The sequence below is a fragment of the Streptomyces sp. MUM 203J genome (assembly GCF_022414595.1).
In the GTDB taxonomy this organism is placed as follows: Bacteria; Actinomycetota; Actinomycetes; order Streptomycetales; family Streptomycetaceae; genus Streptomyces.
Genome location: NZ_JADWYO010000099.1, coordinates 1 through 11,310, shown reverse-complemented (window position 1 = coordinate 11,310; position 11,310 = coordinate 1). Strand labels below are relative to the sequence as shown.

Below are 11,310 nucleotides of genomic sequence, written 5' to 3'. Positions count from 1 at the left end.
CATCGCGAACGAGGTCGCCGTCTCCTACGGCTTCTGGCTCGGGGACGCCTTCGCGTCCGGCGGCTCCCCGCACCGCCCGCCCGTCGCCCCCGGCGGCCGCCGACGCCCCGCGCACCCCCAAGCCGCGCCCCCACATCGTCCACGAGCCGGACCTGCCCTCGCTGCCTCTGCGGCTCGAGGCCCGCCCCGGCACCCTGCCGACGGGCACCGCAGGCCAGTCCCGGCGCCAGGCCCTCGCCGCGCTCGGCGGCCTGGCCGCCATGGGCGTCGGCTACATGACATGGAGCATGTGGGACAGAGGTGCCGACGGGGCGTCGGATCCGGGAGCCCGGTCGGCCACCGGCGCCGCCCCGGGAAGCCTCCTCTGGACCGCTTCGAAGCCCTCCCTCGACTCCCCCGCCTCCTACTCCGACGGCACCCTCTACGTCGGTGGTACCGAGCGGCTGTACGCGCTCGACCCCGCCGACGGCCAGGAGCGCTGGTCCTTCGCCTTCGGCTTGTACGTCCCCACCCGGACCGTGCTGAACGGGGACGGCGACACCGCCTACTTCGCACACTCCGGCGGCACCCTCCGCGCCGTCGACACCACCGACGGCACCACCCGCTGGACCTACCGGCTCGGGAGCAGGGTGCTGCCCTCCGACCCGGCCCTCGCAGGCAGCACGCTCTACATCGCCACCAGCGACGGCCTGCTCCACGCCGTCGACGCGGCAACCGGCGGACAGCGCTGGACCGCCGAGTACCGGACTGCCGCCTCACGCGCGCCCGCCACCCCGGTCGCCACCAGGAGCACGGTGTACGTCGGCGGCTACGACGGCGAGCTGCGCGCCTACGACACCCGGGGACGCCGCCGCTGGACGTTCCGCACCGGCGGCCCGCTGTCCTCACCCGTCATGTGGAGCGAATCCCTCTACGTCAGCAGCGCGGACGGGAAGGTGTACGCGGTCGACATCACGACCGGAGCCCGGCGCTGGGCGTTCCCCGTGGAGGGAGAGACCGGCGGCCTGGCCCTGGTCGGCACCGGCCTCTACTTCCACAACCGGGCCGACACCCTGTACGCGGTCCACACGCAGAGCGGCAGGGCGCGCTGGACCTACCCCCTGCCCAGCGAGGTCCAGGTCGTCGCGGCCGCCAGCTCCACGACGGTCTACCTCGGCCACCGGGACGGCACCCTGCGGGCCGTCGACACCGGCAGCGCGAAGGAGATCTGGACGTTCGAGGCCCCCGGCCGCTTCCTCGCACCGCCGACGCCCACCGGACGGGTCGTCTACTTCACCACCACGGACGGCGACAAGCCCGAGCCCCGGCTGCACGCGGTGGCCGGCTGACCGCTCTGCTTGAATGACGGCCCGCTGGACTTCGTACGGGGGAGATCACCGTGGCACACCGCACCAGGGCGGGAGCGAGGGCCGCCGGGCTCACGGCAGGAGGAGCCGCCCTGCTGCTGGCCTTCGCCACCGGCTGCGCCCTCGACCTGAACACCGATGCCCCGGACGAGGGACCCGCCACCGGCGTCAGGGCCGCGCCCCTCGCCCGGCCCGGCACGGTCTCCGTCCTGTTCTGCCAGGAGAGCGAGAGCCGGGGCGGACCGTCCCGGTACCGGATCGTCCTGCGGTCGTACGGCTCCGATGACGGCACCCTGGTCGCGGAGCGCCGTACCGCCCTGCCGCGGGAGTTCGAGCCGACGGCCGGGTGTGGGAACGGCGTCGAGAACCAGCCGGTCGCCCACGCCCTCAGCGAGGACCTCGCCCTGGTCGCCGGGCGGCTCAAGGCGCCGTCGCGCTTCCTCCGTGCCGCCGCCGTCGACACCGCCACCGGCCAGGAGGCCGGACCGCCCCACAAGGGCCGCGTCGGCCGGCAGGCCCAGCCCGACCGGGTGGTGTTCCACCCGGAGACCGGCGAACTCTGGTACGGAGGAGCCGGCTTCGTCCACCACCGTGACCCGGGGCGCGGTACGGACAGCGAGCAGCAGGTCCCGGACCCCGAGATCCGCCGGGACCTCCTCCAGGACCCGGCCACCGCCGCGACGATCCTCCGGCTGACCGGCTCCAGGACGCCCCTCACACCCGGTGGGGCGGTCGTCGCGACGTACAACACGGCCCAGGGCCTCGGCCTGGCGCGGGTGACCGGCGCGGAGGGCGACGGCGCCGGGCGCTACCGGGAGTCCTTCGAGACGGCCGGGCTGGGCGGCATGCGGGATCCGTTCCCCTGCGACCCGGTGGTGTGGCGGGACGACACGAGGCTGCTCTGCTCCGACTTCCGGCAGGTCACGTTCAGCGCGGCCCACGACAGGGTGGTGAAGACGGAGGAGCTGGCGGGCGGGGGCGGGAACATGCCCGCGAACAGGAACCTCGTGCCGTCCCCCGACGGCACCGGTTTCGCCTTCCTGTCCAGGGGCGAGGACGACGGCCGATGGGCGCTGTACCGGGCGGACTTCACTCCCGGCGGTCAGCCGCAGAAGATCACAGACATCGCGCCGCCGGACAGGGGCGACGACAGCGCGTTCGTCACCTCGCTGGTCCGCTGGAACTGAGCCGCCGCGCCGGGACCGGCCCCGTCAGCGGCGCAGGGCCTCCACCGGCTGGATACGGCTCGCCCGCCGGGCCGGACGGAAACCGGCGGCCAGGCAGGTGGCCAGGCCGATGAAGGGCGGCCGGTTCGTCCTCCCCGCCGGGGAGGGCGGGGAGCGGCTCGTGGCCGCGCGAGGCGCAGAACGCAGCCGGCTCCCGCTTCGTACCGGCGCCGCAGGTCGCGCGGGAACCGGGTGAGGAGCCGTGGCCGAGGGCGGCGAGGGCGCGCTGCGCCGGGCGCCCGGCTTCAGGTCGCGGCAGACGGGAAGGCCGCCGGGCAGCGCGAGCAGCGGGCGTCCGGGACGCCAGGCCGGCCCCCTCGGACACGGCCGTCTCCGCGGAGCCGGCGAAACAAATGAGCTGACCTCCGGCACCCCGGTGTGAAAGAAAGACCGGCGTGACAGGACCATCCTTCGCCGGCGCACCGGCGACACCCGAGCAACTCACCGACCGCGACGGCCGACGCGTGGTGCTGGAAGACATCACCGACGACAACTGGCGCGCGGTCGCGGACATCGCGCCGGCCGACGGCCAGCGCCGCTTCGTCGCCGCCCTCGGCGCCCGCTACCTCCTGCTCTCCCTGCGGGGCGGGGTCTGGACCTCCCTGGCCGTCCGGGCGGGGGAGGAGGTCGCGGGCCATGTGATGTGGGCGTACGACGAAGAGGACGGCACGCACTGGGTCGGCGGCATGCTCGTCGACGCCTCCCAGCAGGGCAGGGGTGTGGGCCGCGCGGCGCTGCGGGCCCTGGTCCATCGCCTGTCCGCGTCGCCGGCCTGCCGCGAGATCCGCCTCTCCTACCACCCGGACAACACCATGGCCGCCGGACTGTACGAGTCCCTGGGCTTCACCCCGACCGGCGCGTACGAGGACGAGGAACTGGTGGCGTCGCTGCACGTGACTGCGGCCCGACCGGCAACCTGAGCCCGAACTCCCCATCCTCACAGGGGTGTTGTCCGTACAGCCGACCGGGGCGGCACCCGGATCTTCGTACGTTCCGCCCATACGGCTGCCCGTCCGGCACCGGCGAGACTGCCGGGACAAGGGCCCTCGGGCCGGGGGCGGGCCGTGGCCGCGTGCAGGACGACGTACGGGGAGGAACGCACGATGAGCGGACAGCAGTACGACGAGATCGGTGAGGCTTTCGAGGGTTTCAAGTCCCTCCCGCTGATGCGGTACGGGGAGGTGCCGAGCTTCCTCGGCATGGTCGGGGACGTGCGCGGCAGGTCGGTCCTGGACCTGGCCTCCGGCACCGGCTTCTACAGCCGGGAGTTCAAGCGGCGGGGCGCCGAGGACGTCTTCGGCGTCGACATCTCCGCCGAGATGGTCGCCGCGGCGCGCGAGATCGAGCAGCGCGACCCGCTGGGCGTGCGCTACGCGGTCGGCGACGTGGCCGATCTGCCGCCGCTGGACCGGCGCTTCGACATCGCCCTCGGCGTTCAGTGCCTGAACTACGCGGAGGACATCGCCACGATGGAGCGGATGTGCCGCAGCATCCACCGGAGCCTCGTACCGGGCGGCGAGTTCTTCGTCCTCGCCCAAAGGCCCGACTACCGATTCGACTGCGCGTCCCTGGAGGCGTACGGGTTCCGCTGCGAGCCGACCGGCGAGGAGACCGAGACGGGTCCGCAGGTCCGGGTCACCGCCCTCCTGGACCCGCAGCCCATCAGCATCGTCACCATGGCCCCGCGCCGCGAGGTCTACGAGAACTGCCTGCGGTCGGCCGGCTTCAGCGGCCTGACCTGGGTCCCCCTGACGGTTTCCGAGGCGGGCGTCCGCGAGTACGGCGAGGACTTCTGGTCCGGCCTCCTGGCAAGCCCCCCGCTGGAGATGCTCCGCTGCCGCGCCTGACAGCCGAGCGGGCACGCCCGCTCGGCGCGGACACCGCGGCGGGGCCGGACCTGGGTCCGGCCCCGCCGGTGGCCCGTGTCAACGGTGCTGACTCAGGGCTGCGGCTCTGACGCCGTCGAGCAGGGCGTAGTACTCGACGGGCCGCGCCTCGAAGTCCACCTGGGCGGAAAGGCCCGCGGAATCGCCGCCCGACGCACGCAGCAGGTCGACGGACGCCTGCGCGAACCTCCCCGGGAGACCGTCCCGCTCGGCACCGTCCACCAGCAGCCGCAGCTCGGCCACGGCGGCCTGCGCACGCCGACGCTGCCCGGGCCCGGCAGCCATGATCCGCCCGAGCCCGGAGGCGGGTGCGGCACCGGCCAGCAGGGGCTCCAGGCGAGCGGCCAGTGCCGCGCCGGTACCCGCCGCGCTCCGTGCCTGCGGCCCGGCCTCCACCAGTACGCGCAGCGCGACGAGCAGCGTGGTGACGTGCGGCTCCAGCAAGTCCGCGTCAAGACGTACCGCGACGTCCTCGCCCGCCTCGTCGGCGACCCTCCGCGCGGCGGCAACCGCCCTCTCCGCGGTGCGCCGCGTCACGCCGCAACGCACCAGACCCCACTCGCGGGCGTCGAGCACATCCCTCGCGGTGTGGATTCCCGCCGCCTCCAGCTCCTCGGCGGGGAGCCGTGCTCCGGCCGCACACCGAAGTCCCGCGACCGGCACCAGGCCCAGCCGCGCGTCCACGAGATCCCGGTGCATCGGCTCCCACGCCGTGAGTACGGCCTCCACGGCCCGCTCATGGTCCTGGGTCACCGATACGGCGGCCGCCCGCAGCAGTTCCGCCCGGCGGATCACGGCCGGCGCCACGCCCAGCGCCCGGGACAGGGCCCGGATGTTCCCGCCGACGAGCCCGACGAACGCCAGGAGCAGTCCGGCCAGGACGAGGGCGTCGGACGTCTCGATCCACCAGTCGTCGGACCCGCCGTCCTCCTCCAGTGAGTACAGCTCCCCCTTGTCCGGACCCTCGGCGACCACGAACCCGCTGTCCCAGCCGAAGCCGGACCCCGTGTCGTAGTGCGGCGCCTTCAGCAGGGCGGCCCGTCCGGCATCGCACAGGTACGGCGCCTCGCGCTCACGATGCTCGTAGGGATCCGTCCACCGGACGGTGCAGGCCCCGTCCGGCTCCTCTTCGAGGACGGTCAGTTCAACCTGCTTCAGTTCGGGAAAGTGCGGCGCCGCGGCATACAGGCCCGCCGAGCAGCCGATCAGGCCCAGCCCGAGAGCCAGAATCCACCGGAACACGGGTATGTGCCCCATCACCCTCCCCCCTTTCTGCGGCTCACGTCTCCCTCAGCTCGGCTGAAGTGAGCCGACGAAAAGTGCCACAGAGAGCGAGAGGATCGCAACCGCAACTCTGACGGTGAGCTCAACGCCGCGGTCCGCCGGCTGCCCCTGGCCGAGAAGGTGCATGCCCTGCACTACGGCGAGCGATCGCCACGACGCAGGACCGCGCACGGGGCTGCCCGGCTGCACCCGCCCTGTCATGCCACATGAGTAGGCTTGCCGCACTGATCGCCTGTTCAAGGGAGTACGGCTGACTGCCATGGTGCATCTCGACATCAGGGAAGCACTCACCGCGCATCTCTTCGAAAGCTGGTCCGCCCTGTGCAACGGCTCGGTGGACGGGGAGCCGCGTGAGCTGAACGTTGTCGAATACGACCCGGAGCGGCCTTCCCCGTGCCACTGGGGCGAACCCAGAGCGGACGGGTGTATCTGCTGGAAGCCGGTGCAGATGGACAAGGCGCCCGACTTCTCCGGCCTTCAGGTCGCACTCGGTGCGCCTCTTCACCCGGATATCGCGTGTCTCTACGGAAGTCTCTGGTGTGGTCCAGTGTTCGACCACCATGAGGCTTCGGGAGAGGACTGCCGACTCAGAACATTCTGGAACGAAATGGATCTGGAGCAGACCCTTTCCGCACAAGCCGATTCCATCCGCCACATGAAGAGGCATCCGGACCACTTTGCCGGATACCGCCCGGTCCTATTGGTCGCCACCACTGACAGTGACTTGTTCTTCGGTCTGGACAACTGCACTGGAGAGATCGTTCTCGAAGAACCCGGTGCCCCGGATCTGCGCAGGCTCGTGGCGCCTTCCCTCGCGCAGTTCCTCCAGGACCTGGCCTGAGCTCTGCGAGCTGTCCGGCGGGACGTCGGCACCACTCACTGGCCGCGGTCGGGCCGGGACGTGCAGCGAATGCGCCGGCCGGAGTCGGCGGCGGTGTCGGGCCGAGGGCGTCCGGCGAGGCGTTTCCGGCAGGCCGATCACGCCGGGTGGGAGCGGCTGGACGACACCCCGGACGACCTGGGCAGCGGCAGCTCGCGGGAGGAGGTCCACCGGGTGCGCGGTGTGGAACCGGCGTGCCCGGAGCACGGCGGTCAGGCTCGATCCCCCCGGAAGGCCCGAGGACCGTACGCACGAGGACCGGCCCGGGGGAACCTCCCCGGCATCCACCGGCCGCGGGGCCGCCCCCGGGCGGACGCGGCGCACGCCCGGCGTTGTCAGACCCTCGTGGGAGGGTGCGGGGATGGACGTGACGTTGCAGGTGACCATCGACTGTGGTGAGCCGCGCAGACTCGTGGAGTTCTGGTGCGAGGCCCTGGGATACATCCCGGAGCCTCCGCCCGGCGGGGCCGCCACGTGGCGGGACTACTGGGCCGACCAGGGCGTGTCCGAGGAGGAGCTGGACGCGGACGGCGGGGAGGAGCCCGAGTCCATCGTGGACCCCGAGGGGCGGGGGCCCCGGGTGTGGTTCCAGCAGGTCCCCGAACCCAGGACCGTCAAGAACCGGGTGCATCTCGACCTCAAGGTGGGGGGTGGGCGGGGGGTTCCCCTCGCGGAGCGGACCCGGCGGGTGAGCGAGAAGGCCGACCGGCTCCGACGCCTCGGCGCCACCGTGCTGCGGGTCATGGACGAGCCGGGAGCGGACCATTACGCCGTCGTTCTCCAGGACCCCGAAGGCAACGAGTTCTGCGTGGTTTGAAACCCGATGCACTGCGATCAGACCTGGTAGCACCCGTCGCGCCCATGGCCGCGGACACCGTGGAGTCAAGGCGCACCGGTACAGGCCTCTCTGATGCCGCGTCGGCCCTCGGCACGCCCCACAGAGCACCTCGACAAGGTGTGCGAGGACATCGGCGGAAGCCGTGCGGCCGAGGAGCGGCCCGCACGGTACCGCCGGATATGCAAGGCTACGGGGGCCCGCCTATGACCGGAATGCTCTGGCTCGACATCCTCATCGTCCTCGGTGTCCTCGGCCTCGCATGGGCGCTGGCTCCGCTCTTCTTCCTGCTCGGCGTCATCGGGCTCGTCGTCTCGATCGTGAACGGCTCCACCGCGTGGATCGTCATCTGCTCCGTGGTCACCGTGGTCTTCGGTGCCCTGACGGGCATGCGGGAGGAGTCCACCGTCGTGCGCGTGGTCATCAGGCGATAGGGCGGACCACTCAGGCGCGGACCAGCATCTTGCCCGTGTTCGCGCCCCGCAGCATGGACAGGAACGCGTCCACGATGTGCTCGAAGCCGTCCACGACCGTCTCGTCCGGGCGCAGCGCCCCGCCCTCCCGCAGGTGCGGGACCGCGAAGTCGTACAGTTCCTGCTGCGCGTCGCGGTGGTTCGCGACCAGGAAGCCCTCCAGGCGGAGGCTCTTCTCCACCATGGTGAAGAGGTTCCGGGGCGCGGGCGGCGGGCCGTCCGGCTCGTTGTACTGGGCCACCGCACCGCACCACGCGATCCGGCCGTGCGGGCGCAGCGCGCCGATCGCCGCCTCCAGGTGGTCCCCGCCGACGTTGTCGAGGTACACGTCGATGCCCCCGGGCGCCAGCCGGGCCAGCCGGTCCGCCACCGGCGCCTCCCGGTAGGTGAACGCCGCGTCGTAGCCGACCTCGTCGACCAGGTACGCCGCCTTCCGGGCCGAGCCCGTGCTGCCGACGATCCGGCCCGCGCCCAGCAGCCGCGCCAGCCGCCCCGCCGCAGTGCCGACACCGCCCGCCGCCGCCGACACGAACAGCTCCTCGCCCGGCTGGAGGCGGGCGATCCGGGTGAGCGCCACATACGCGGTCAGGCCCGTGCCGCCCAGGATGCCCAGATGGGCGGAGAGCGGCACCCCGGCGAACTCCGGCAGCCGGCTCGCTCCTTCGGGCCGTACGAGCGAGTGCGTCCGCCAGCCCTCGCGGTGCAGCACGATCTCGCCCTCCGCCAGGCCCGGCGCCCGGGACTCCACGACCCTCCCGATCGTGCGGCCCTCCATGGGGGCGTTCAGCGTCCAGATCGAGTCGTCGTCCATGGCCTCCCGGTGGTACGGGTCCACCGACCAGTAGAGGTTCTCCACCAGGGCCGTGCCCGGCTCGGGCGCCGGGACCGGGGACTCGACGAACGTGAAGTGGCCGCGCGTGGGGAAGCCGTGCGGGCGGGCGGTCTGGTGGACGGTGAGGGCTGTCTGCGTGGTCATGGGGGTGACGCTAGGGAGGGGGCGGGGGGCTGTGCAGGGGGCGCCCTCTGCAGAATGGCAGGGTTCCATGAATCCTGTTCATAGGTGGGGGTCGTTGTGGAGCTGGGGCCGCGTGAGCTGCGGGTCGTCGTCGCCGTGGAACGGGAGGGGAGCTTCTCCGCCGCCGCGGTGGCTCTGGGCATGACGCAGTCAGCCGTCTCCCACTCCGTGCGGGCCAGCGAGCGGGCGCTCGGCGCCGTGCTCTTCGAGCGGGGGCGGTTCGGGGCGCGGCCCACCGCCGCCGGCTCCCGGGTCGTCGGGTACGCCCGGCGGGTGCTGCGGCTGCTCGACGTGATGGCCGCCGAGGCACGGGGCGGCGGCGGGCGGGAGGCCGTCGCCGGGCCGCTGCGGATCGTCGCCTTCCGGAGCGCCGCCCTGCACCTGCTGCCCGCCGCGCTCCAGCGGCTCACCGCCCGGCACCCCGGCGTCGAGCCCGAGGTGCGGATCGTGCGGGAGGTCGGCGCGGGCGCCGCCGGGGAGGTCGCGGACGGACGGGCCGACCTGGCCGTCGTCACGCTCGGCACCTCCTCCCCCGTGCCGCCCGGGCTCGTCGGCGGCAGGCTGCTGACGGAGCCGTACGCACTCGTACATCCCGCCGGGCACCCGGACCCGCGGTCCCTCCCGCTCGTCGACTGGGAGGAGAACTGCAGCTCGTACACCCGTGACTGGTGGGCCGCCCAGGACTGGATCCCGCGCGCGAGCGTCGAGGCCGAGGACGACGGGGCCGTGCTGTCCCTGGTGGCGGGCGGGCTCGGGATGGCGATCATGCCGCGGCTGTCGCTGACCGGAGCGCCCGAAGCCGTACAGATCAGCGATCTCGGGGCGGACCGGCCCACGCGGGAGGTGGGATATGCGACCACACCCGAGCTGGCCGGGGCGTTCGCCGTGCGGGCGCTGATACGGGAGCTGAGGGCGGTGGAGGTCTAGCACCGCAGGCGGTCACTCCCCGGCCCGTGCCCCGCAGGTCGCCAGGCTGCACCAGCGGCGGCGGGCCGCGGGGTCGAGGAAGAGCCAGCCGCAGTCGTCGCTGGGGCACGCGCGCACGGTGAACCGGCGCGGGTCGGCCAGCAGTTCGGCGGCGCTGCGGGCCACCGCCCAGAGGGGCAGCCGCAGTCCGGCGGACGGAGCCACCCGCCAGTGGCCGAGACCGTCCTCGGCCCGGGCGAACTCCGAGGCTGTCGCAGCCTGTCGGGCGACATCGGCCACCCTGCCGAACGCCTCCTCGTCCGACACGTCCGTGAGACACCGGTACAGCGACGTCCTGAAGTCCCGCGCCTCCTGAAGTACGGCGGCGGCCCCGTCCGGATCCCGCCGGGCCCGGGCCAGCAGCCGGGCCACCGCCGCCTCCTCCGCCAGGTCCACGTGCCCGGCCCACACCGCGAGCGTGCTGTAGCCGCGCAGCCAGTCGGAGCCGGGGCCCCGCGCACCCGGCCAGCCCGCGTACGTGTTGCAGAACTCCAGCGCGGGGTGCCCGCCCGTGCTCCACGGCAGCCACTCGTCGCCCACGCGCACCGCGTACAGGGGTGCGGCAGGCCGGTCCAGCCGGGGGTCGCGGCGCAGAATGCGCAGGTGGAGCCGGGACAGACCGGTGCCGGGCTCGACCCCGAGTCCGTCCGCGAGGGCCTGCCGGGTCCGCCGGTACAGCTCCAGCGCCTCGGCCCGGCGCCCGCAGCGGTACAGCGCGGTCATCAGGGCGGCGACCAGCCGTTCACGGTCCGGGAACTCCTGTGCGGGACCGGCCAGTTCGGCGGCCACCCGGTCGTGCAGGCCCATGGCCAGCTGCGCTTCGGCGCGCTGCTCCAGCACGGTGGTCCGGAGCGCGGCGAGTTCGCCGCCCACCCGGTCCCGCAGCCGGTCGTCGGCCACGTCGGCGAGCAGCGGCCCGCGCCACAGGGCGACCGCCCTGTCGTACAGCGCGACCCGCTCGGCGGGGTCGCCGGCGGCGCCCGCGTCCCGCACCAGCGCCGCGAACCGCTCGGCGTCCACGCGGTACGGCCCGTCCGCGAGCGCGTAGCCGTCGTGCCGCGTCTCGATGCGCGGCCCGGCGGGGCCGAGCCGGGAGCGGAGCCTGCCGACGTACGTGTGGACCGTGCCGCGCGCCGACTCCGGGGAGGCCGTGCCGTCCCACAGCAGGTCGACGATGCGCGCGGTGCTGACGACGCGGTCGCGGTTCAGCAGCAGGATGCCGAGCAGGCAGCGTTCCTGGCGGCGGCTGCCGTCCAGCATCGGCCGGTCGTCGTCGTTGTGGGCCTCGAACGGGCCCAGCAGCAGGAACTCCATGACATCCGGCAGCCTAGGTGTTCTGTCCCGGGAGGTTGTGGACGGTGACAGGGCTCACGGCTGATCGATCTTGAAATGGGTGAGG

11 protein-coding genes are annotated in these 11,310 nt (G+C 73.3%); 8 read left to right on the top strand and 3 right to left on the bottom strand.

The window, feature by feature from the left end; all coding sequences use genetic code 11:
- Nucleotides 1-260: 260 nt before the first annotated feature.
- From I3F58_RS28285 to I3F58_RS28270, 4 genes are all read left to right on the top strand, one after another.
- A complete protein-coding gene (locus I3F58_RS28285) occupies nt 261-1,328 on the top strand; it encodes a PQQ-binding-like beta-propeller repeat protein (protein ID WP_374208056.1) in 1,068 nt (355 codons plus the stop codon).
- Between the two features lie 50 nt (nt 1,329-1,378).
- Complete coding sequence (locus I3F58_RS28280; RefSeq protein WP_240111561.1) at nt 1,379-2,533, top strand: hypothetical protein; 1,155 nt, start codon at nt 1,379-1,381, stop codon at nt 2,531-2,533.
- 434 nt (nt 2,534-2,967) lie between these two features.
- On the top strand, nt 2,968-3,492 hold the full coding sequence (locus I3F58_RS28275; protein WP_240111559.1) for an N-acetyltransferase: 525 nt from the start codon (nt 2,968-2,970) through the stop codon (nt 3,490-3,492).
- A gap of 183 nt (nt 3,493-3,675) precedes the next feature.
- Entirely contained in the window at nt 3,676-4,419 is a 744-nt protein-coding gene (locus I3F58_RS28270; RefSeq protein ID WP_240111558.1) for a class I SAM-dependent methyltransferase, read from the top strand.
- Between the two features lie 78 nt (nt 4,420-4,497).
- Here I3F58_RS28270 and I3F58_RS28265 read toward each other — a convergent pair whose 3' ends face one another.
- Entirely contained in the window at nt 4,498-5,715 is a 1,218-nt protein-coding gene (locus I3F58_RS28265) for a hypothetical protein (RefSeq protein WP_240111557.1), read from the bottom strand.
- A 286-nt stretch (nt 5,716-6,001) separates the two neighbouring features.
- Here I3F58_RS28265 and I3F58_RS28260 point away from each other — a divergent pair, with 286 nt between their 5' ends.
- The 3 genes from I3F58_RS28260 to I3F58_RS28250 all read left to right on the top strand — a co-directional run bounded on the left by I3F58_RS28260 (nt 6,002) and on the right by I3F58_RS28250 (nt 7,891).
- The gene (locus I3F58_RS28260; protein WP_240111556.1) at nt 6,002-6,583 is read left to right on the top strand and encodes a SecY-interacting protein Syd; all 582 of its coding nucleotides are present in this window, start codon (nt 6,002-6,004) and stop codon (nt 6,581-6,583) included.
- Nucleotides 6,584-6,983: 400 nt separating this feature from the next.
- The gene (locus I3F58_RS28255; RefSeq protein ID WP_240111555.1) at nt 6,984-7,439 is read left to right on the top strand and encodes a VOC family protein; all 456 of its coding nucleotides are present in this window, start codon (nt 6,984-6,986) and stop codon (nt 7,437-7,439) included.
- A gap of 224 nt (nt 7,440-7,663) precedes the next feature.
- Nucleotides 7,664-7,891 (top strand): hypothetical protein, encoded by a 228-nt coding sequence (locus tag I3F58_RS28250; protein ID WP_240111554.1) that lies wholly within the window; start codon nt 7,664-7,666, stop codon nt 7,889-7,891.
- A gap of 10 nt (nt 7,892-7,901) precedes the next feature.
- Here I3F58_RS28250 and I3F58_RS28245 read toward each other — a convergent pair whose 3' ends face one another.
- Nucleotides 7,902-8,906 carry an NADP-dependent oxidoreductase gene (locus tag I3F58_RS28245; protein WP_240111553.1) on the bottom strand — a complete coding sequence of 335 codons (1,005 nt, stop codon included), beginning with the start codon at nt 8,904-8,906 and terminating at the stop codon, nt 7,902-7,904.
- Nucleotides 8,907-8,990: 84 nt separating this feature from the next.
- On the opposite strand from I3F58_RS28245, the gene I3F58_RS28240 reads away from it, so the two are divergent.
- Nucleotides 8,991-9,872: a LysR family transcriptional regulator gene (locus tag I3F58_RS28240; protein WP_240111552.1), complete on the top strand. Its 882-nt coding sequence runs from the start codon at nt 8,991-8,993 to the stop codon at nt 9,870-9,872.
- Between the two features lie 12 nt (nt 9,873-9,884).
- On the opposite strand, the gene I3F58_RS28235 is transcribed toward I3F58_RS28240, so the two are convergent.
- The gene (locus tag I3F58_RS28235) at nt 9,885-11,225 is read right to left on the bottom strand and encodes a BTAD domain-containing putative transcriptional regulator (RefSeq protein WP_240111551.1); all 1,341 of its coding nucleotides are present in this window, start codon (nt 11,223-11,225) and stop codon (nt 9,885-9,887) included.
- Nucleotides 11,226-11,310 lie beyond the last annotated feature (85 nt).